This window comes from Pseudomonas sp. GW821-FHT07F05 (assembly GCF_059418765.1).
In genome coordinates this window covers 303,453-322,564 of sequence record NZ_JBWKQL010000001.1, presented here as the reverse complement: position 1 = coordinate 322,564, position 19,112 = coordinate 303,453, and the positions used below count along the sequence as shown (strand labels likewise).

At 62.2% G+C, this 19,112-nt stretch carries 19 protein-coding genes and 1 pseudogene; 9 read left to right on the top strand and 11 right to left on the bottom strand.

What is annotated here, in order from left to right:
- Nucleotides 1-3: 3 nt before the first annotated feature.
- Nucleotides 4-363: a PilZ domain-containing protein gene (locus AC07RO_RS01565; protein WP_192171714.1), complete on the bottom strand. Its 360-nt coding sequence runs from the start codon at nucleotides 361-363 to the stop codon at nucleotides 4-6.
- A 313-nt stretch (nucleotides 364-676) separates the two neighbouring features.
- Complete coding sequence (locus AC07RO_RS01560) at nucleotides 677-1,051, bottom strand: tetratricopeptide repeat protein (RefSeq protein ID WP_074884629.1); 375 nt, start codon at nucleotides 1,049-1,051, stop codon at nucleotides 677-679.
- A gap of 179 nt (nucleotides 1,052-1,230) precedes the next feature.
- Here AC07RO_RS01560 and pyk point away from each other — a divergent pair, with 179 nt between their 5' ends.
- Nucleotides 1,231-2,682 carry a pyruvate kinase gene (gene pyk / locus AC07RO_RS01555; protein WP_133772322.1) on the top strand — a complete coding sequence of 484 codons (1,452 nt, stop codon included), beginning with the start codon at nucleotides 1,231-1,233 and terminating at the stop codon, nucleotides 2,680-2,682.
- 74 nt (nucleotides 2,683-2,756) lie between these two features.
- Here pyk and AC07RO_RS01550 read toward each other — a convergent pair whose 3' ends face one another.
- The gene (locus AC07RO_RS01550) at nucleotides 2,757-3,695 is read right to left on the bottom strand and encodes an iron-sulfur-binding ferredoxin reductase (protein ID WP_495085106.1); all 939 of its coding nucleotides are present in this window, start codon (nucleotides 3,693-3,695) and stop codon (nucleotides 2,757-2,759) included.
- Nucleotides 3,688-4,794, bottom strand: a complete 1,107-nt coding sequence (locus AC07RO_RS01545) for a GGDEF domain-containing protein (RefSeq protein WP_495085105.1) — start codon at nucleotides 4,792-4,794, stop codon at nucleotides 3,688-3,690. Before AC07RO_RS01545 ends, AC07RO_RS01550 begins: the two co-directional genes overlap by 8 nt.
- 417 nt (nucleotides 4,795-5,211) lie before the next feature.
- Here AC07RO_RS01545 and AC07RO_RS01540 point away from each other — a divergent pair, with 417 nt between their 5' ends.
- Nucleotides 5,212-6,735: a fumarate hydratase gene (locus AC07RO_RS01540; RefSeq protein ID WP_081567934.1), complete on the top strand. Its 1,524-nt coding sequence runs from the start codon at nucleotides 5,212-5,214 to the stop codon at nucleotides 6,733-6,735.
- A 75-nt stretch (nucleotides 6,736-6,810) separates the two neighbouring features.
- Here AC07RO_RS01540 and AC07RO_RS01535 read toward each other — a convergent pair whose 3' ends face one another.
- The 3 genes and pseudogenes from AC07RO_RS01535 to AC07RO_RS01525 all read right to left on the bottom strand — a co-directional run bounded on the left by AC07RO_RS01535 (nucleotide 6,811) and on the right by AC07RO_RS01525 (nucleotide 9,546).
- Nucleotides 6,811-7,968 (bottom strand): phospholipase D-like domain-containing protein, encoded by a 1,158-nt coding sequence (locus AC07RO_RS01535; protein WP_495085104.1) that lies wholly within the window; start codon nucleotides 7,966-7,968, stop codon nucleotides 6,811-6,813.
- A 149-nt stretch (nucleotides 7,969-8,117) separates the two neighbouring features.
- Nucleotides 8,118-8,456 carry an amidase gene (locus tag AC07RO_RS01530; protein WP_192171719.1) on the bottom strand — a complete coding sequence of 113 codons (339 nt, stop codon included), beginning with the start codon at nucleotides 8,454-8,456 and terminating at the stop codon, nucleotides 8,118-8,120.
- Nucleotides 8,453-9,546, bottom strand: a pseudogene (locus tag AC07RO_RS01525) (serine hydrolase domain-containing protein). The gene AC07RO_RS01530 and the pseudogene AC07RO_RS01525 overlap by 4 nt, the downstream one beginning before the upstream one ends.
- A gap of 195 nt (nucleotides 9,547-9,741) precedes the next feature.
- On the opposite strand from AC07RO_RS01525, the gene olsB reads away from it, so the two are divergent.
- Nucleotides 9,742-10,497, top strand: coding sequence for an L-ornithine N(alpha)-acyltransferase (olsB, locus tag AC07RO_RS01520; RefSeq protein ID WP_495085103.1), 756 nt, complete (start codon nucleotides 9,742-9,744; stop codon nucleotides 10,495-10,497).
- The gene (locus AC07RO_RS01515) at nucleotides 10,497-11,285 is read left to right on the top strand and encodes a lysophospholipid acyltransferase family protein (RefSeq protein ID WP_495085102.1); all 789 of its coding nucleotides are present in this window, start codon (nucleotides 10,497-10,499) and stop codon (nucleotides 11,283-11,285) included. Before olsB ends, AC07RO_RS01515 begins: the two co-directional genes overlap by 1 nt.
- Here AC07RO_RS01515 and AC07RO_RS01510 read toward each other — a convergent pair.
- Nucleotides 11,246-11,842, bottom strand: a complete 597-nt coding sequence (locus AC07RO_RS01510; RefSeq protein ID WP_495085101.1) for an acyl carrier protein phosphodiesterase — start codon at nucleotides 11,840-11,842, stop codon at nucleotides 11,246-11,248. The two genes, AC07RO_RS01515 and AC07RO_RS01510, sit on opposite strands and share 40 nt — an antisense overlap.
- A 278-nt stretch (nucleotides 11,843-12,120) precedes the next feature.
- Between AC07RO_RS01510 and AC07RO_RS01505 the strand changes: the two genes are divergently transcribed.
- The 3 genes from AC07RO_RS01505 (at nucleotide 12,121) to AC07RO_RS01495 (ending at nucleotide 14,744) form a co-directional block, all read left to right on the top strand.
- Complete coding sequence (locus AC07RO_RS01505; protein ID WP_296310764.1) at nucleotides 12,121-12,429, top strand: ArsR/SmtB family transcription factor; 309 nt, start codon at nucleotides 12,121-12,123, stop codon at nucleotides 12,427-12,429.
- 37 nt (nucleotides 12,430-12,466) lie between these two features.
- Nucleotides 12,467-13,633 (top strand): MFS transporter, encoded by a 1,167-nt coding sequence (locus AC07RO_RS01500; protein WP_495085100.1) that lies wholly within the window; start codon nucleotides 12,467-12,469, stop codon nucleotides 13,631-13,633.
- Nucleotides 13,634-13,694: 61 nt separating this feature from the next.
- Nucleotides 13,695-14,744 carry an alkene reductase gene (locus AC07RO_RS01495; protein WP_495085099.1) on the top strand — a complete coding sequence of 350 codons (1,050 nt, stop codon included), beginning with the start codon at nucleotides 13,695-13,697 and terminating at the stop codon, nucleotides 14,742-14,744.
- 308 nt (nucleotides 14,745-15,052) lie between these two features.
- Here AC07RO_RS01495 and AC07RO_RS01490 read toward each other — a convergent pair whose 3' ends face one another.
- The 3 genes from AC07RO_RS01490 to AC07RO_RS01480 form a co-directional block, all read right to left on the bottom strand.
- A complete protein-coding gene (locus AC07RO_RS01490) occupies nucleotides 15,053-15,910 on the bottom strand; it encodes an ATPase (RefSeq protein WP_495085098.1) in 858 nt (285 codons plus the stop codon).
- Between the two features lie 65 nt (nucleotides 15,911-15,975).
- Nucleotides 15,976-16,974, bottom strand: coding sequence for an NAD-dependent epimerase/dehydratase family protein (locus tag AC07RO_RS01485; RefSeq protein ID WP_495085097.1), 999 nt, complete (start codon nucleotides 16,972-16,974; stop codon nucleotides 15,976-15,978).
- Nucleotides 16,975-17,062: 88 nt separating this feature from the next.
- Nucleotides 17,063-17,962: a LysR family transcriptional regulator ArgP gene (locus tag AC07RO_RS01480; RefSeq protein WP_495085096.1), complete on the bottom strand. Its 900-nt coding sequence runs from the start codon at nucleotides 17,960-17,962 to the stop codon at nucleotides 17,063-17,065.
- 109 nt (nucleotides 17,963-18,071) lie between these two features.
- On the opposite strand from AC07RO_RS01480, the gene AC07RO_RS01475 reads away from it, so the two are divergent.
- Together AC07RO_RS01475 and AC07RO_RS01470 are read left to right on the top strand one after the other, a co-directional pair.
- Complete coding sequence (locus AC07RO_RS01475) at nucleotides 18,072-18,470, top strand: ACT domain-containing protein (RefSeq protein WP_495085095.1); 399 nt, start codon at nucleotides 18,072-18,074, stop codon at nucleotides 18,468-18,470.
- 36 nt (nucleotides 18,471-18,506) lie between these two features.
- Complete coding sequence (locus tag AC07RO_RS01470) at nucleotides 18,507-19,109, top strand: LysE/ArgO family amino acid transporter (RefSeq protein WP_495085094.1); 603 nt, start codon at nucleotides 18,507-18,509, stop codon at nucleotides 19,107-19,109.
- Nucleotides 19,110-19,112 lie beyond the last annotated feature (3 nt).

Genomic DNA, 19,112 nt, shown 5'->3' with positions numbered 1-19,112 from the left:
CCTTCAGGCGGACGCCTCCAGCGGATAGAAACTGAAGTAGTGCTGCAAGGCCTGAATGAGAACAAAATATTCCGCCGGCGCCGCTTGCAGGCGGAAGCCGGAATCGAACACGCGTGGGGTCTCGTCTTCATGACACCACAGGCAGCTGGCGTCGATATCGATGTTGTACAGGCCGTTCTTGCCGTCGGGCACCTTCAGGCGCAGCTGAAAATCAGCCCCCACCAGAATGGGCAGATCGCTGATCAGCATCAGGCCTTGCTCAGACACGTTACCCAGGCAACCCAACGGTTTATCGGTATACCGGTTGAACACTTGCAGGTAGTAAGGCAGTTGGTGACGTTCGATTCGTCTTTCATTAAGCATTCGGACACTCGCCCTGAGATGACCATTGAGCATGGCCGCGCTAGTGCTTTGGGATTCGGTTGCACGGAACTGCCAGACCCGTGACGCCAGAATCCATCAGTTGAAAAACCGATGACGACATCTGACTCATTCGGCACTGGCAAAAGTCACTGATCCGAGCGGCCGATCAGCGATAACCCCGCTTATCACCCTGCTTTCGGATCAGTGGCGCTGCCGCCTTCGTCAAAACACTTAGGTCCCTACTCATCGCAGCCTAGCTCAGGTTTTCGCGATATCCACCCGAAAACGCGACCGTATATCCAGTCGGGTGTAACTAGCGTGAAGCAGCACGCGGTGTGGCAGGCGGCGCGAGGTTGTCATGCCCCAGCTGGTGCAGGGTGTCCAGACGGGCCTTGGCGCGGAACGCGTACTCGCTTTCCGGGAACTGGGTGATGATGTACTGGTAGGTCTGCACGGCATCCATGTAGAACTTCTGGCGTTCCAGGCACTGGCCACGCAACATCGACACTTCGGGCTGGACATAGCGACGCGAACGGCTCTCGCGATCGACTTTCGACAGGTTGTACATCACCGCGTCACAGTCGCCCTGTGCGTAGGCGCGGTTGGCGTTGTTCAAATGGCTGTTCATTGCCCAGCGGGTGCAGCCACCCAAGGCAAGCAGCGCCACTAATATCATCACGATTCGCATGAGAGTCTCCTGTGCTCAGCCCTTGTATCGGCGTATTCCGGGATTTCTTCAAGGTCGATTTGACGGCCGCCGACCTGCCGATTGCCCAGCGATCCGGGGGGCAGGTAGTGCAAAGGAACAATGACTACAGAGCAATACAGTAGTAGCCTCTCGCTGCGCTTCATTTAAGGAGTTTGTGCATGACCGTTCGCCGCACCAAAATCGTAGCCACACTGGGCCCTGCCAGTAATTCGCCAGAAGTCATCGAGAAGCTGATTCTCGCTGGCCTGGACGTCGCCCGCCTGAACTTCTCCCACGGCACGCCCGACGAGCACAAGGCTCGCGCGAAGCTGATCCGCGACATCGCCGCCAAGAACGGCCGGTTCGTCGCGTTGCTGGGTGACCTTCAAGGCCCGAAAATCCGCATCGCCAAATTCGTCAACAAGAAGATCGAGCTGAAGGTAGGTGACAAGTTCATCTTCTCCACCAGCCATCCTCTGACCGACGGCAACCAGGACATCGTCGGTATCGATTACCCCGATCTGGTCAAGGACTGCGGCGTCGGCGACGAGCTGCTGCTGGACGATGGGCGCGTGGTCATGCGCGTTGACACGCAAACTGCCGACGCACTGCATTGCACCGTGACCATCGGCGGCCCGCTGTCGGATCACAAAGGCATCAACCGTCGCGGCGGCGGTCTCACGGCTCCGGCGCTGACCGAGAAAGACAAGCAGGACATCAAGCTCGCTGCCGAAATGGACCTGGATTACCTGGCCGTTTCGTTCCCGCGGGATGCGGCCGACATGGAATACGCACGCAAGCTGCGTGACGAATCCGGCGGCACGGCCTGGCTGGTGGCGAAGATCGAACGCGCCGAAGCCGTTGCCGACGACGAAACCCTCGATGCGCTGATCCGCGCCAGTGATGCGGTTATGGTTGCCCGTGGCGACCTGGGCGTGGAAATCGGCGACGCGGAGCTTGTGGGCGTCCAGAAGAAAATCATCCTGCACGCACGTCGCCACAACAAGGCGGTGATCGTTGCCACGCAGATGATGGAATCGATGATTTCCAGCCCGATGCCAACCCGCGCCGAAGTGTCCGACGTGGCCAACGCCGTGCTCGACTACACCGACGCCGTGATGCTGTCCGCTGAAAGTGCCGCCGGTTCGTATCCGGTCGAAGCCGTGGAGGCGATGGCGCGTATTTGCGTCGGTGCCGAGCGTCATCCGACCGGCAAGACCTCCAGCCACCGCGTCGGTCACTCGTTCACCCGTTGTGACGAGAGCATTGCGCTGGCGGCCATGTACACCGCCAACCACTTCCCTGGCGTGAAAGCGATCATCGCGTTGACCGAAAGCGGCTATACCCCGCTGATCATGTCGCGCATTCGCTCCTCGGTGCCGATCTACGCGTTCTCCCCGCACCGCGGCACCCAGGCGCGCGCGGCGATGTTCCGTGGCGTTTACACCATTCCGTTCGACCCGGCGGCACTGCCGGCCGGTCAGGTCAGCCAGTCGGCTGTGGACGAACTGGTCAAGCGCGGTCTGGTCGAGCAAGGCGACTGGGTCATCCTGACCAAGGGCGACAGCTACCACACCATCGGTGGCACCAACGGCATGAAGATCCTGCACGTCGGCGACCCAATGGTTTAAGCGACACCGCCACACTAAAAAGCCCCGCCTCGTGAGAGTGCGGGGCTTTTTTATGTCTTTGAACCCATGGACTGTCAGCCCTTCTCCACAAATACGTCCGCCAGTAACTGACCACGGGGCAACCCGGCAATGAACAACCGCTTCGAGAACGCCTCGACGCTGGCAGGCGACCCGCAGACCAGCGCAATGGTCTGACGAGACGTCACGCGCAACCCACTCAGCACGGCCGAGAAGTCCGCCAGCTCGATCGACTCCACGTGCAGGTTCGGATGCTGGATCGCCAGCTCGCCGAGAGCCTCCGCCAGATAATGCTCTTGAGGCTCGCGCGCCAGATGTATCAGGCGAATCTCACCCTGATGGCCCTGCCGCAACGCCTCGCGCAGCACACCCCATAGCGGCGCCAATCCGGTGCCTGCGGCCAGCAGCAACAACGGCCGGTCCTGCCAGTCGGGCTCGTAGCGCAGCGCACCGCCCTGGAGTTCGCCGAGGCGGATCGGATCGCCCGGTTGTAGCGTGCGGGCGACATCAGCGAAAGCGCCCGGACGCTGGCAGTCGATGTGAAATTCCAGAAAGGGATCGTGCCCCGGCACGCTCGCCAACGAATAAGGCCGCGCCACGCCGCTTTCAGTCCACAGCACCAGATGCTGGCCGACGCGATAGCGCAACGGGCGTTCGGGGCTCAGTCGCAGGCGCAACACCGACGGGCTCAGCCAGTCAGCACCCACGACTGTCGACGGCAAGCCATCGCGCAAGGGGTCGAAAATTTCAACGGTCAGGTCGCTCGTCACCCGGCACTGGCACGACAGCCGCCAGCCCTGGGCGCGCTTGTCGGCATCCAGCGCATCGGGCGCGGCATCCGCCGGATCGCCACTGACGCAACGGACCATGCACGCGTGGCAACTGCCGGCGCGGCAGCTGTAGGGGACGGACAATCCGGCGTCGTTGAGGGCATCCAGCAAATTGGCCGCAGGCGCCACCGACCAGTGCCGGTCGCCCACACGCAACTCAGGCATCGGCGTAATCCCAGGCGCCGTGGCAGCGGTTGCGGCCCTGGTGCTTGGCGCGATACAGCGACTGGTCGGCCCGTTGCAGCGCACGGTCCATGTGATCGCCGCGCTCGATGACCGTCATGCCGATCGACAGGCTCAGGTCCAGCTCCGGAAACTCGGGCAGCGTGACATGGGTGAAGGCGAGCCGGATGCGCTCACAGCAGTCGACCAGTTGCGCACGGGTGCAGCGCGGGATCAGCAAGACGAATTCTTCACCGCCATAGCGCGCGAGAATGTCATCGGAGCGCAGGCACTGGGCCGCGGTTTTGCCGAACATCTGCAGCACCCGGTCACCCGCGGCGTGCCCATGGATATCGTTGACCCGCTTGAAGTGATCAAGATCGATGAGCGCCAGTCCGGCGGTGTAATTGCCGTCCATGTGTTCGAGTTCGCGGGTGGCGATACGCAGGAAGTGACGGCGGTTACAGAGGTTGGTCAGCTCGTCGGTGGACGCCAGTTCTTCGAGCTGCAGCATCATGCCGCGCAGGGTTTCCTGATGCGCCTGCAAGGTGATGCGGCGCTGATGCATGCGGTTGCGCGAGTTCTGCACGAAGCGCGCGAACAGGCACAGCCAGGAAAAAACGATGAACAACGCGCAGGTCTGAATCGCCGCCAGCCCCGGATCGGCGAGGCGCCCGCGACTGGCGTCCCACAGGTTGATCCCGGCGAATCCCAGCAAGGCAAACAGGGCGCAGCGGGCGAAAATACTGGGGCGCAGGTGAAACAATCCGAACATCAGCACCAGCACGTAAATGATCAGAAAGGTGCCGCGGGAGGCTTCCATATGGCTGATGAGAAACGTCTGCCAGCCCAGCCCAAGGAGCACCTGAAACTCGGTCAGGCTGGGGTCTTTGAAGCGTCGGTTGTAGCCACCGAAAAACACCAGGCTCAAGGCGGCCTGACAGAAAAGCACCAACACACTGGTGCACCAGATACCGAAGAAGGTGGCTTGATAGTAGCCGGTAAAATACGCCATCCATACGAGCATCAGCCCCAGCACATAGGTGCCGGTAGCGAGCGCGAAACGTTTCAGCAGCAAACGCTGGATAGTTTGGGCAGTCACTCGTTGACTCATCATGGGTATTAAGGGTCCGTCCCGTACCGGCAAGATGACCTGTGACACTTTTCAGGCACCAGATCAAAACCTTCCTGCGCCGTGCGCGGTAATGCAGGCAGCTTGCCACTGTAGTGCTTGCGTAAAAAAATGACTATTCAAATCCCTGTCTTTCCGGACAGCCGTAGCAATCTGTTTCATGCATGATTCAGTGCGGGTGCCGTACGGCGTTTTCGACGACGGTTTGGCCTTTGGCGGATGTACCTTAATCGACCTCGGGTTATACTGCCGCGCCTTTTTTACCCTGAGCACGCCGAGGTGTTGCCCGGCTGTCTGACGCCTGATCAAGATGCTTTCGTCCGGCCCAAGCGGTCCCGTCGCCACCCGCAATTAGAATGTTCCCGCCAAATCAGAGGAGCGCGCCCAATGACCGTGATCAAGCAAGACGACCTGATCCAGAGTGTCGCTGACGCCTTGCAGTTCATTTCTTATTACCACCCCGTTGACTTCATCCAGGCCATGCACGAGGCCTACCTGCGTGAGGAATCCCCTGCCGCACGGGATTCCATGGCCCAGATTCTGATCAATTCGCGCATGTGCGCCACCGGTCATCGGCCGATCTGCCAGGACACCGGCATCGTCACCGTGTTCGTCCGTGTCGGCATGGACGTGCGCTGGGATGGCGCCACCATGGGCCTGGACGACATGATCAACGAAGGTGTGCGTCGCGCCTACAACCTGCCGGAAAACGTCCTGCGCGCCTCGATCCTCGCCGATCCGGCCGGCGCCCGCAAGAACACCAAGGACAACACACCTGCGGTCATCCACTACTCCATCGTCCCGGGCAACACCGTGGAAGTGGACGTGGCGGCCAAGGGCGGCGGTTCGGAAAACAAATCGAAGATGGCGATGCTCAACCCGTCCGACTCCATCGTCGACTGGGTGCTGAAAACCGTGCCGACCATGGGCGCTGGCTGGTGCCCGCCGGGCATGCTCGGCATCGGCATCGGCGGTACGGCCGAAAAAGCTGCGGTGATGGCCAAGGAAGTCCTGATGGAATCCATCGACATCCACGAGCTCAAGGCACGCGGCCCGTCGAACCGTCTGGAAGAAATGCGTCTGGAGCTGTTCGAGAAGGTCAACCAGCTGGGCATCGGCGCCCAGGGCCTTGGCGGTCTGACCACCGTGCTCGACGTCAAGATCATGGACTACCCGACCCACGCCGCGTCCCTGCCGGTGTGCATGATCCCCAACTGCGCCGCCACCCGTCATGCCCACTTTGTGCTCGACGGCTCCGGGCCGGCTTCGCTGGAAGCGCCGCCGCTGGACGCTTACCCGGAGATCGTCTGGGAAGCCGGCCCGTCGGCCCGCCGCGTCAACCTCGACACGCTGACACCGGAAGACGTGCAGAGCTGGAAGCCCGGCGAAACGGTCCTGCTCAACGGCAAAATGCTCACCGGCCGAGACGCGGCGCACAAGCGCATGGTCGAGATGCTGAACAAGGGCGAAACCCTGCCGGTGGACCTGAAGGGTCGCTTCATCTATTACGTCGGCCCGGTTGATCCAGTGGGTGACGAAGTGGTGGGCCCTGCCGGTCCGACCACGGCGACGCGGATGGACAAGTTCACCCGCCAGATCCTTGAGCAGACCGGCCTGTTGGGCATGATCGGCAAATCCGAGCGCGGCCCGACCGCCATCGAAGCGATCAAGGACAATAAAGCGGTTTACCTGATGGCCGTTGGCGGCGCCGCTTACCTGGTCGCTCAGGCGATCAAGAAGTCGCAAGTGCTGGCCTTCCCGGAACTGGGCATGGAAGCGATCTACGAGTTCGAGGTCAAGGACATGCCGGTGACGGTTGCTGTCGACAGCAAGGGCGAGTCGGTTCACATCACGGGTCCCGCCATCTGGCAGAAGAAGATCAGTGAGAGCCTGGCGGTAGAGGTGCAGTAAGCATTTCGATCGCTACAACGAAAAAGCCCGACCTGTGAGTCGGGCTTTTTTGTGGGCGTTGGGTTGCGGGGGCGTTTACCCCCGCCGATCCAGCACGTTCACCACCAGCCGATCCAGCCATCCCCAGGCACGCTCCTGAACCCGTCGCCACAGCGGTCTGGATTTCCAGCCGTCCAGGGTGATTTCGCTGCTCACGGCGAAATCCTTGGTGAAGCTCGTGGCCACGGCGTGAGTCAGCGCGGGGTCGATCGCTTCGAGGTTGGCTTCCAGGTTGAAGCGCAGGTTCCAGTGATCGAAGTTGCAGGAGCCTACGCTGACCCAGTCGTCGATCAGCACCATCTTCAGGTGCAGGAAGCACGGCTGGTATTCGAAAATTTTCACCCCGGCCTTGAGCAGGCGCGGGTAATAACGGTGGCCGGCGTAACGAACCGATGGGTGATCGGTGCGCGGCCCGGTCAGCAACAAGCGCACGTCTACGCCCCGAGAGGCCGCGCGACGCAACGCGCGGCGGACTTTCCAGGTCGGCAGAAAATACGGCGTCGCCAGCCAGATGCGCGTCTTGCTGGTGTTCAGCGCGCGCACCAGGGACTGCACGATATCCCGATGCTGACGGGAATCGGCATACGCCACGCGCCCCAGCCCATGCCCACCGACGGGCGCCTTGGGCAAGCGCGGCAGACCGAAATTTTCCGCTGGCCGCCACGCCCGCCGCCGAGGGTTGGCGTGGAACTGGCGGTCGAACAGCGCTTGCCAGTCAATCACCAGCGGGCCGCGAATCTCGACCATCACCTCATGCCACTCGCTGCTGTTCAGGTCCGGGCGCCAGAATTCATCAGTGACCCCCGTCCCGCCCACCACCGCCAGCTCTTTGTCCACCAACAGCAGTTTGCGGTGGTCGCGGTAAAGGTTGCGCAGGCCGCGTCGCCAATGCACCCGGTTATAGAAACGCAGGATCACGCCCGAATCGGTCAGGCGCTTGCGCAAGCCGATCGTGAAAGCCGCCGACCCGAAATCATCGAACAGACAGCGCACGATGACCCCGCGACTCGCCGCACCCACCAGCGCCTGCACGATCGCTTCGGCACAGGCCCCGGCTTCGACCAGATACAGTTCGAGTTCGATCTGCTGCTGCGCACCTTCGATCGCGGCGATCATGCGCGGAAAAAACGCCGGGCCGTCGATCAGCAGGTTGAACTGGTTGTCTTCGCGCCACGGAAAAATCGCGCCCCTCATGGGCGGCTCCCCGTGGCGGTCAGCAGGCAGGCTTGAGCAGCGCTTGCCGGGCTGGCAAGCGAGGATGGAATGCGAATGGACATGCAGACTCCAGAGGGTGCGATACGCAACCCTATCCGCCTGTCTGACCGCAGGCAAACTTCAACGTTCTACGGCACCGGCGATGACAGCCGGCAGCCTTGGCGCTGGCCTTCCCAGCGCGCTTCGCTGTCGCGGCCCAGCCCTGTCGCGGTGATGCGCTTGTTCAGGGCATCCTCGTTGATCGTACTGGGCAGCCACTGTTTGACGTAGCTGTGGCAATACTCCGCCGGGTTGTTCATGACGAAGCGGCACGAGCAATATTCCTTGGCGGTATAGGCGCTGATGATGCTGGGAAATACCTGCAGCTGAACCCGCCAGTTCCAGATCAGGCCGGCGATGATCAGCAGCACCAGTAGGGCGAGACTGCTGAACGGGCGGCGTCGGATAAAAGCTTTGCGAGCGATCATTTGCCACCCTCCCCGACCACCGCGGTCAGCGCCAGCTTGAGCAACTGATCGTGGTCGTAGCTGCCGTCGCGATCGTCGGCGTAACGAACGATCACCAGCTTCTCGCTGGGGATTACGTACAGCGCTTGCCCCCAATGGCCAAGTGCGGCAAAGGTGTCCGCCGGTGCGTCTGGCCACGGTCCGGGCTTGCCATCGGCGTTTTTGTTCAGCCACCAGTGACCGCCGGGGCTTCATCGGGCGGGGTCGGGGTCAGGGATTTGAACGGCGTCAGGTTGAAATCAACCCAGGCCCTGGGCAGCAATTGCCGGTCCTGCCAGTGCCCGCCGCGTTCCATCAGCAGGCCGATGCGCGCCAGGTCGCGGGCCGTCATGTACGCGTAGGACGACCCGACGAAGGTGCCGGCGGCGTCGCGTTCCCACGTGGCGCTGGAGATGCCCAGCGGCTCGAACAACGCAGTCCACGGGTAATCGCCGTAAGCGCTGTCACCGACCATGCCTTTCAGTGCAGCGGCGAGGACCGTGCTGTCGCCGCTGGAATACCGGTATGAAGTGCCCGGCGCACTGGCGACGCCGTGCTCGGCGGTGTACCGCGCCATGTCGCCGCGTCCCCGGGTGTAAAGCATCGCCACGACTGACGAGTTAAGGGGCGCGTATTCGTAGTCCTCCTGCCAGTCCAGCCCTGAGGCCCAGTGAAGCAGGTCCTGAAGCTTGATGTCGGGATGCACGCTGAATGGCGGGTAGAAATTGGCGACGGGGTCCTCAAGTTTGAAGCGGCCTTCAGCAAAAGCGACGCCCAGCACGCTGGCCAAAATGCTTTTGCTGATAGACCAGGTCAGGTGCGGGGTGTCTGCCCGGGTCACGCCGCCATAGCGTTCATACACCACTTCACCGTCGTGAATGATCAGCAGCGCATCCGTGCGCACGCCTTTACGTTCGACCTCGTCGCGGGGCGGGAAGGCGTAGGCGTCGAGGGCAGCTACGGCAGCGTTTTCACTGAGCGGGCGCTCGGACCACTCCGGCGCGGGCCAGGTTTCGGCAGCGGCCGAACAGCTGATGAGGAACAGCGCGAGGGTGAACAGCAGACGGGTCATGAAGGGGACTCGGGCTCGGATGCAGGCAACCCTAGCAGGCAAAAATGACAGCACAGGGAACCCAAACCCCTGTCACGCAACCATCACCAAAGCTTAATGGTGGTGACACGGCCTCTCCCTAGCCTGAATTCGTACAGCAATGCTCGAACAATCAGTCGACCCGCCTGGACGAAGGCGGGATTACGGAGACGCCGCATGACTCAGATCGCCAGCATTCGAGACACCCGAACCGAACGTCGCCTGCAGGCAGAACGCCTGGTCGGTGAGAAGGCCCTGCAGGAAGCACAGGCTTTGCGCTTCAGTGTGTTCAGTGGCGAGTTCAACGCCAGGCTCAAGGGCGCCGAGCTGGGCCTGGACGTCGATGACTACGACGTACACTGCATGCACATCGGCGTGCGGGACCTGAGCAGTGGTCGCCTGGTCGCCACCACCCGTTTGCTGGACCACGAAGCCGCAAATACCCTGGGCCAGTTCTACAGCGAAGAAGAATTCAGCCTCCATGGCCTGCGCCATTTGCAGGGCCCGATCCTGGAACTGGGTCGCACCTGTGTCGATCCTTCCTACCGCAACGGCGGCACCATCGCCGTGTTGTGGAGCGAATTGGCCGAGATCCTCAACGAAGGTGGCTACAGCTACCTGATGGGTTGCGCGAGCATTCCGATGCAGGACGGCGGCATTCAGGCCCACGCGATCATGCAGCGCCTGCGCGAACGCTATCTGTGCACCGAGCACCTGCGCGCCGAACCGAAGAATCCCCTGCCGACGCTGGACCTGCCCAACAACGTGATCTGCGAGATGCCGCCGCTGCTCAAGGCCTACATGCGCCTGGGCGCGAAGATCTGCGGCGAACCGTGCTGGGACGAAGATTTCCAGGTTGCCGACGTGTTTATCCTGCTCAAACGCGACGACTTGTGCCCACGCTACGCCCGCCACTTCAAGGCTGCGGTGTGATGAGCACGTGGCGCAGTCATGCGCGCGTGGTGCGGGTGCTCTGGGTCATCGCGCTGGGCCTGAGCATCGCCGGCACTTTTGCCTTGATGGAACGCCTGCGCATCGGTAACTCCATGGCCCGTCGCCAGCGCTGGACCGCCTGGTTCATGGCGCGCCTGAGTGCGGCGCTGCCGTTTCGCGTGAACGTCAGCGGCAAGCTGCCGAGCGAGCCGATGTTGTGGGTGAGCAATCACGTGTCGTGGACCGACATCCCGCTGCTGGGGATGCTGGCGCCGCTGTCGTTCCTGTCCAAAGCCGAAGTGCGCACCTGGCCGGTGGCGGGCTGGCTGGCGTTGAAAGCCGGGACACTGTTCATCCGCCGAGGCTCGGGCGACAGCAAGCTGATTCAGAAGCAGATGGGCCAGCACTTGCTGGGCAAGCATTCCCTGGTGATCTTCCCGGAAGGCACCACCACCGACGGCCGCAGCTTGCGCACCTTCCACGGCCGCCTGCTGTCGAGCGCGATTGAAACCGGCGTGCCGGTGCAGCCTGTTGCCATTCAATATGTGCGGGACGGCCAGCCGGATCAGATCGCGCCGTTCATTGGCGACGACGACCTGCTCTCGCATCTGCGTCGACTGTTTGCCAATGAGGTGAGTGAGGTGCACATCCAGCTGCTCTCGCCGATCGCTTCCCAGGGGAAAGAACGCGCAGCGCTTGCGTTCGAAGCGCAGCAGGCGGTGCAGATCGCGTTGTTCGGCGAGGCGGTTCAACCGGCGGCGGTACGGTCCGCCGCCAAAGCCGCTTGAGCAAACGCCTGAAGCTCAGGGTAAAACGCGCTGAAATCGTCACTCAGCGGTCGATACAGCGCGTGCAGTTCCTGATAGACGCCGGCCAACCCTTCCGGCCGTGACAAGCGCCGCGAGATGCCGGCCAGCGCATCGCCCACCACCGAAAATTGCCGGTACGAACCCAGCCAGTCCTGCGCCGCCATGCGCGGCGCAATCAGCCCCAGCCGCTCCGGCAACGCGGGCTCATCGGCCAGCACGCGGTAGACCTTGTGGGTGAAGGCGTCCAGCGGCTCGTCTGAATACCGATGCCAGTCCCGCGCCAGACAATGGTCGAAAAACACATCCAGTGCGATGCCGGCATAGCGCCGACGGCCATCGGGAAAACGCCCCAGCGCTTGCTTGATCAGCGGGTGCGAATCGGTGAACGCATCGATGCGCCGATGCAGACGAATCGCGCTTTCGATGTCCGCCGGGAAACGTCCGGGCAGTAGCCCTTTGACGAAGTCGCCGTACAGGCTGCCCAGCAATTGCGCCGGCGCCTGCCCGCCGAGGTGCAGGTGTGCGAGGTAATTCATGGTTGTTGCCTATTGCTGCGAGCCTTTTTTCTGCGCCTGATTCCGCCGAATGTGCGGGGACTCAGTCGCAATGACGCTCGTACAGTCGCCACATTCCCTGCGCCTGTAAAGCGGGATCGCCTTCGAACGCTCTACCAAACCACCGGCCCAAAACCATATCGTTATAACCCGATATAACGATTGAGCCTGTGCTAAGCACCGATTCATATTTGTATATCGCGATTTATAGATATAAGGTTCGCCCCATCGCGATACAGCGCACCTGCACTGAGAACGACATGCCCACTGACATTGACATCGACGAAATCATTAAAGCCTTGGCTCATCCGGTTCGCCGGCAGATTCTGGACTGGCTCAAAGACCCGGTTGCGACCTTCCCCGATCAGCGTCACACGATTGATGGCGGTGTCTGTGCCGGCCAGATCGACCAGCGCGCCGGTCTGTCGCAGTCGACCGTTTCGGCCCATCTGGCCACGTTGCAACGGGCCGGATTGATCACCAATCAGAAGCACGGCCAGTGGCATTTTTTCAAACGCAACGAAGACGTCATTCAGGCGTTCTTGCAGCAACTGACGCAGCGGCTCTGAGCCCTTCGCCACACACCCGCCTTTCAGGAGACGCAACGTGCCCCTTTCATTACTCATTCTGGCCCTGAGCGCCTTTGCCATCGGGACGACCGAGTTCGTCATCATGGGCCTGCTCCCCGACGTCGCCAGCGACCTGGGCGTCAGCATTCCCGGCGCCGGCTGGCTGGTCACCGGCTACGCCCTGGGCGTCGCGATCGGCGCGCCGTTCATGGCCATGGCCACCGCCAGGCTGCCGCGCAAGGGTGCGCTGGTCACGCTGATGGGCATCTTCATTATCGGCAACCTGCTCTGCGCACTGGCGGCGGACTACAACATCCTGATGTTCGCCCGCGTGGTCACCGCGCTGTGCCACGGCGCATTCTTTGGCATCGGTTCGGTGGTGGCGGCCGGACTGGTTCCGGCCAATCGTCGCGCTTCGGCCGTCGCGCTGATGTTTACCGGCCTGACCCTGGCCAACGTCCTCGGCGTGCCGCTGGGCACTGCGTTGGGACAACAGGCCGGCTGGCGCTCGACCTTCTTCGCCGTCACGGTAATTGGCGTCATCGCCTTCATCGGCCTGATTCGCTTCCTGCCAAGCAAACGCGACGAAGAGAAACTCGACATGCGCGCTGAACTGGCGGCGCTCAAAGGCGTAGGCATCTGGCTGTCGCTGAGCATGACCGCGCTGTTCGCTGCGTCCGTATTCGCGCTATTCACCTACGTCGCGCCGCTGTTGGGCGAAGTCACCGGCGTCTCACCGTTGGGCGTGACCTGGACGCTGATGCTTATCGGGCTTGGTCTGACGCTGGGCAACATCATTGGCGGCAAACTTGCCGACCGCCGACTGGCCGCCACGCTCATCGGTGTATTCATCGCCATGGCAGTGATCTCCACGGTGCTGAGCTGGACCAGCACGGCGCTGATCCCGGCCGAGATCACCCTGTTTCTCTGGGCCACCGCCGCATTCGCTGCCGTGCCCGCCCTGCAGATCAATGTGGTGACCTTCGGCAAGGCCGCGCCCAATCTGGTGTCCACCCTGAACATCGGCGCCTTCAACGTCGGCAATGCGCTGGGCGCCTGGGTTGGCGGCAGCGTCATCGCCCATGGTTTCGGCCTGACCACCGTGCCGCTGGCAGCCGGCGCTCTTGCGGTCCTTGCCCTGCTGGTCACATTGATCAATTTCCGTCAGCCCAACGATGCCGAACTGGCTGCCGCGACGAGCTGATTACCCTCATTTTTTGAAACCTGCGGATCCACCCATTACCGACTGCACAAAGGATTTCACGATGACCACGATTTTTGACCCGATCAAGATGGGCGACCTGGAATTGGCCAACCGCATCATCATGGCGCCGCTGACCCGCTGCCGTGCCGACGAAGGCCGCGTGCCCAACGCGATGATGGCCGAGTATTACGTTCAGCGCGCCTCGGCTGGCCTGATCATCAGCGAAGCCACGTCGGTGATGCCGATGGGCGTGGGCTACCCTGACACCCCGGGCATCTGGTCCAACGACCAGGTGCGCGGCTGGGCCAACATCACCAAAGCCGTGCACGCGGCGGGCGGCAAGATCGTGCTGCAACTGTGGCACGTGGGTCGCGTTTCGCACCCGACCTACCTCAATGGCGAAACCCCGGTCGCACCCAGCGCCATCCAGCCAAAAGGCCACGTGAGCCTGGTGCGTCCGCTGTCTGACTTCGTCACCCCGCGCGCGCTGGAACTGGCGGAAATCGAGGAAATCGTCGACGCCTACCGCGTCGGTGCCGAAAACGCCAAGGCGGCCGGCTTTGACGGCGTCGAGATCCACGGCGCCAACGGTTACCTGCTCGACCAGTTCCTGCAAACCAGCACCAACACCCGCACCGATGCCTACGGCGGTTCGCTGGAAAACCGCGCGCGTCTGTTGCTGGAAGTGACCGACGCCGCCGTTGAAGTCTGGGGCGCTGGCCGCGTCGGCGTGCACCTTGCGCCCCGCGCTGATGCCCATGACATGGGCGACGCCAACCTGGCCGAGACCTTCACCTACGTCGCCAGCGAACTGGGCAAACGCGGCATCGCCTTCATCTGCGCCCGCGAACGCGAACTCGACGACAGCCTGGGCCCACGCCTGAAAGAAGCCTTCGGTGGGGTGTTCATCGCCAACGAGAAATTTACCAAGGACAGCGCCAACGCGTGGCTGGCGACCGGCAAGGCGGATGCCGTGGCGTTTGGCGTGCCGTTCATTGCCAACCCTGACCTGCCAGCGCGTCTGGCCAAGGATGCTCCGCTGAACGACCCTCATCCTGAAACCTTCTACGCCAAAGGCGCCGAAGGCTATCTGGACTACCCGACGCTGTAAGCAGGAAGGACGCGGAGCGTCGAGGGCTGCATTCCCACGCGGAGCGTGGGAACGATCAGAACTGATGGCGCACTCACTGGCCCCTTCCCGGCTAAAGCCGGTCCTACAAAAGCACCGTACGCACCCGTAGGACCGGCTTCAGCCGGGAAGCTCTTGATCTGCTTTTGATTTGCTTTTGATCTTCCTACGCAGCAAGCCCAGTCACCACAAATCGCGACTTGGGTGCAGGCTGAACGGAGGTTTCGCGCAGTGGGCCGAGCCGCATGGATGCGGCGAGCGCGCACCGTCTTCCAGAACTACCCGGACTATTATTGCCCCCGCGCATTAATCTGCTGTGACAACGTCTGAATCTGGCTCTGCAACGTATTGATCGTCCGCGTCATCTGCCCACGGAACGCATCGAACTCCTGCAGACTCGCCCCCGACGAAGCAGCCGCCGCCGGACGATTCTCCAACTCACTCTTCACCACCACCATATCCTGCTCAAGCTGCTCGATCGCCTGATTGCCGTTCGCCTTTTTCAGGTTCGCCACATCCGCAGTCAAACCCTTCAACTGCGTCTCCAGCCGCTCCTGCTCAGCCTGAATCGACTTGCCATCCGGCACCGCCGCCTTCAACCCCGCCAATTCTGTCGCCACGGCTTTCAACTGATCCTGCAACTGCTGATTCACCGCCTGCTGCTGCGCACTCTGCGTGCTGATCTGCTCCAGCCGCTTGTCCAGTCCGCCCTGCAAACCGGCCACACCCTGTTGCTGCTTGCTCTGATCGGCCAACTGATCCTGCAACTGCTTGATCTGCGCCTTCAACGCTTCACTGCTGCTCGCCATCGACTCAGTGGCGACCACCTTGCCGGAAATATCCTGCAAGCGCCCCGCCGCCTCCTCACTGATGCGCGCGAAACTTTCCTGGGTCGCGACCAGCTGCTGCTCCATCAACGACACCTGCTGAAAACTCCACCAGCCCAGGCCACAAAACGCGATAAACAACACACAGATCAGCGCCCACAACGCACCGGTACCGGGGGCCTTCACCTTCACCACCGGCGTGTCGCGGGAATACACCGTGGTGCGCTCGCGGGCACCCGGCGGTGGCAGAAAATCATCGTCATCATCTTTGGCGCTGAGGCTCGGGACGTCATCGACATCGTCATAGGGATCTTTGCGCATGGGTTTACCTTTGAAAACCGCTGAATCTGAATGGCTCGCAGTATAACCGCGGATGTTGACGCCTTTTACAACGGGCCGCCGTGCTGGGCTTTCCACCAGCCGCAGAACTCGTCGAGGGCGGTCCACACGCTCACGTCAGGCTGGTAATCCAGATAATGCCTGGCGCGACTGATATCAAGCGTGAAATGCCGGCTCATCACCTGCATCCCGATGCGCGACAGCGTCGGTTCAGGTTGCCCCGGCCAGATCAGGCACGCCGCCTCGTTCATGGCTGCGGCGGTGTAGGCCAAGCCGTAGGACCGATAGCGTCTTACCGGCGGCAATTCCATCTGGCGCATGACGTAATTGACCACGTCCCAGAGCGGGACCGGCGCGCCATTGCTGATGTTGTAGGCCTTGCCCAGCGCAGAGCCGGCGGCCAGCAGACTGCTGAGCAGCGCCTCATTGAGGTTCTGAATGCTGGTGAAATCAACCTTGTTCAAGCCGTTGCCAATGATCGACAGGCGATTCTTGCGCTGCATCTCCAGCAATCGCGGGAAAATGCTGGTGTCACCCGCCCCGGTGACGAAGCGTGGGCGCAAGGCGATGACTTCCAGACCAAACTCTTCGGCACCAAACACCTTTTGTTCGGCCATGTATTTGGTCGCCGCATAGTGATTGCCGAAGCGCTTGGGCACTTGCTCCTCGCGGATATCGAGGTGCGATCGGCCATCAAAATAGATCGACGGCGACGACAGGTGCACCAGTCGCCTGACCCGTTGTTTCAGGCATGCTTCGACGACATTCTCGGTGACCTGAACATTGCCTTGGTGAAAGTCCTGACGTCGCCCCCATGTGCCGACCGCGCCCGCGCAGTGGACGACGGCTTCGACGTCGTCACACAGCGCGTGAACAAGTTCCGGATCGGAAAGATCGCCCTGAATGAACTCGGCGCCGCGCCGTACCAAATGCTCGACACCCTCAGCACGACGGCCGCTGACCCGGACGCTCAAGCCTTGCTCCAGCGCGAAACGCGCGAAGCGTCCGCCGATGAAGCCGCCTGCGCCGGTGACCAGAATTTTCATTGCCTGCTCCGTTTAATCTTCTTTTGCCTGTGATCGCCGCGGCTGTTCTGCGAACAATCCCACACTCTGCTGCGTCGCCTGTTGACGTTCACTGCGCGTCCAACGGCACCAGCCACTGCCCTGCTTTTTTCGCCAGATGGTCCGTCAGCTCTGTCAGCAACCGGCCGCCGTTGCGCCAATGATGCCAGTACAAGGGCACATCAATGCAGTGATCGGGCAGCAACTCGACCAACAAACCACTCGCCAATTGTCCACGGACCTGCAACTCCGGCACCAGTCCCCAGCCCATTCCGGCTTCGACCATGCGCGTGAAACCTTCGGACGACGGACACAAATGATGCTCGAAACCGCCTTCGACACCCAGTGAAGCGAGGTAGCGATGCTGCAGGAAATCATCCGGGCCGAACACCAGCGCGGGGGACCGGGCGACCGCCTGAGGCGTCACGCCCTGGGGGAAATGCCTATCAATGAAGTCAGGACTGGCCAACGCCCGATAACGCATGGCGCCGAGCAATAAACTCCGCGCCCCCGCCACCGGCCGTTCGCTGCCGCATAGACACGCAGCCACTTCACCAGCGCGCATGCGTTTGAGGCCGACGTCCTGGTCCTCGACCACCAGATCGGTGAGCAATCGATGCTCGGCACAGAAGTCCCCGACCGCGAGGGCCCACCAGGTCGCCAGGCTGTCGGCATTCAGCGCGATGCGCAAACGTTCTGGCATACCGCCCTCGTCCAGGGCCGGCACCACGCTTTGCAGATCCCGCTCCAGCAAGCGCACCTGCTGGACATGGTTAAGCAGGCGCCGACCGATTTCGGTCGGCGTGGGCGGCGTCGCCCGGACCAGCACCGGCTGGCCGACCCGCGCTTCCAGCAGCTTGATGCGCTGGGACACCGCAGACTGCGAAAGGCCGAGCACCTGAGCGGCGCGCTCGAAGCCGGCCTGCTCGATCACCGCCGCCAGCGCTGAAAGCAATTTGTAGTCGAACATCAGTTTCTCTAATGAGTGATGAGCTTTATTGGTTTTTCTTATACCTGCTGTCGACCGACAATCGCCACCACTGATTCAAGGCACACCCTCAAAAAACGGCGGAACATCAATGACTGGCGAAACCTCTCTTGGCGCATTGCTGCGCAGCATGAACCCTGAACTCAACGAGGGTGACTACGTGTTCTGCACCGTGGCAGACAGCCGTCGCGTGGAGGGCGTCGAAGTCATCGGCAGCTTCCGCGAGCGCGAAGGCCTGACCGTCATCCTCGAACGCAGCCAGGCACAGCAACTGCGCCTGGACTGCGATTACGTCATGGCCTGGATCACCCTGACCGTTCATTCCTCACTCGCAGCGGTCGGGCTGACCGCCGCGTTCGCCAGCGCACTGGGCGCGGCGGGCATCAGTTGCAATGTGGTCGCCGGCTTTTACCACGACCATCTTTTCGTGGGCAAAGACGACGCACAGCAGGCCATGGAGACCTTGCGCGCCCTGGCGACGAACGCCTGATCCCGCCAACTCCTGAACTCATCGAGGCTCGACATCATGTGGCAAAGCTACCTCAACGGCCTGTTGGTTTCCCTCGGGCTGATCATGGCCATCGGCACGCAGAACGCCTACGTGCTGGCGCAAAGTCTGCGTCGCGAACACCACCTTTCCGTGGCCCTGCTGTGCATCGTGTGCGATGCCTTATTGGTGGCCGCCGGCGTCTTTGGGCTGGCCAATGTGCTGGCCCACAACCCCACGCTTCTGGCGGTGGCCCGCTGGGGCGGGGTGGTGTTTCTGCTGTGGTACGGCGCCATGGCACTGCGTCGCGCATTGTCGCCGCAAAGCCTCGCTCAGGGCGATGCCGACGGTCAGCGGTCACGCCGCGCGGTGTTGCTGACCGCCTTGGCAGTGACCTTGCTGAACCCGCACGTTTATCTCGATACCGTGTTGCTGATCGGCTCGCTCGGCGCGCAGCAGGCGGTGCCCGGCGCCTACGTGGCCGGGGCCGCCAGCGCTTCGGTGTTGTGGTTTTCGACGCTGGCGATCGGCGCCGCCTGGCTGGCCCCGTGGCTGGCACGCCCAACGACCTGGCGCCTGCTGGACCTGATGGTCGCGGTGATGATGTTCAGCGTGGCGCTGCAGTTGATCAGAACGGCGTGAACA

Bases quoted from the DNA above. Each gene is read 5' to 3' on its own strand.
- AC07RO_RS01565 (WP_192171714.1), bottom strand. From the start codon at position 363: ATGCTTAATGAAAGACGAATCGAACGTCACCAACTGCCTTACTACCTG.
- AC07RO_RS01560 (WP_074884629.1), bottom strand. From the start codon at position 1,051: ATGCGAATCGTGATGATATTAGTGGCGCTGCTTGCCTTGGGTGGCTGC.
- pyk (WP_133772322.1), top strand. From the start codon at position 1,231: ATGACCGTTCGCCGCACCAAAATCGTAGCCACACTGGGCCCTGCCAGT.
- AC07RO_RS01550 (WP_495085106.1), bottom strand. From the start codon at position 3,695: ATGCCTGAGTTGCGTGTGGGCGACCGGCACTGGTCGGTGGCGCCTGCG.
- AC07RO_RS01540 (WP_081567934.1), top strand. From the start codon at position 5,212: ATGACCGTGATCAAGCAAGACGACCTGATCCAGAGTGTCGCTGACGCC.
- AC07RO_RS01535 (WP_495085104.1), bottom strand. From the start codon at position 7,968: ATGAGGGGCGCGATTTTTCCGTGGCGCGAAGACAACCAGTTCAACCTG.
- AC07RO_RS01530 (WP_192171719.1), bottom strand. From the start codon at position 8,456: ATGATCGCTCGCAAAGCTTTTATCCGACGCCGCCCGTTCAGCAGTCTC.
- olsB (WP_495085103.1), top strand. From the start codon at position 9,742: ATGACTCAGATCGCCAGCATTCGAGACACCCGAACCGAACGTCGCCTG.
- AC07RO_RS01515 (WP_495085102.1), top strand. From the start codon at position 10,497: ATGAGCACGTGGCGCAGTCATGCGCGCGTGGTGCGGGTGCTCTGGGTC.
- AC07RO_RS01510 (WP_495085101.1), bottom strand. From the start codon at position 11,842: ATGAATTACCTCGCACACCTGCACCTCGGCGGGCAGGCGCCGGCGCAA.
- AC07RO_RS01505 (WP_296310764.1), top strand. From the start codon at position 12,121: ATGCCCACTGACATTGACATCGACGAAATCATTAAAGCCTTGGCTCAT.
- AC07RO_RS01495 (WP_495085099.1), top strand. From the start codon at position 13,695: ATGACCACGATTTTTGACCCGATCAAGATGGGCGACCTGGAATTGGCC.
- AC07RO_RS01490 (WP_495085098.1), bottom strand. From the start codon at position 15,910: ATGCGCAAAGATCCCTATGACGATGTCGATGACGTCCCGAGCCTCAGC.
- AC07RO_RS01485 (WP_495085097.1), bottom strand. From the start codon at position 16,974: ATGAAAATTCTGGTCACCGGCGCAGGCGGCTTCATCGGCGGACGCTTC.
- AC07RO_RS01480 (WP_495085096.1), bottom strand. From the start codon at position 17,962: ATGTTCGACTACAAATTGCTTTCAGCGCTGGCGGCGGTGATCGAGCAG.
- AC07RO_RS01475 (WP_495085095.1), top strand. From the start codon at position 18,072: ATGACTGGCGAAACCTCTCTTGGCGCATTGCTGCGCAGCATGAACCCT.
- AC07RO_RS01470 (WP_495085094.1), top strand. From the start codon at position 18,507: ATGTGGCAAAGCTACCTCAACGGCCTGTTGGTTTCCCTCGGGCTGATC.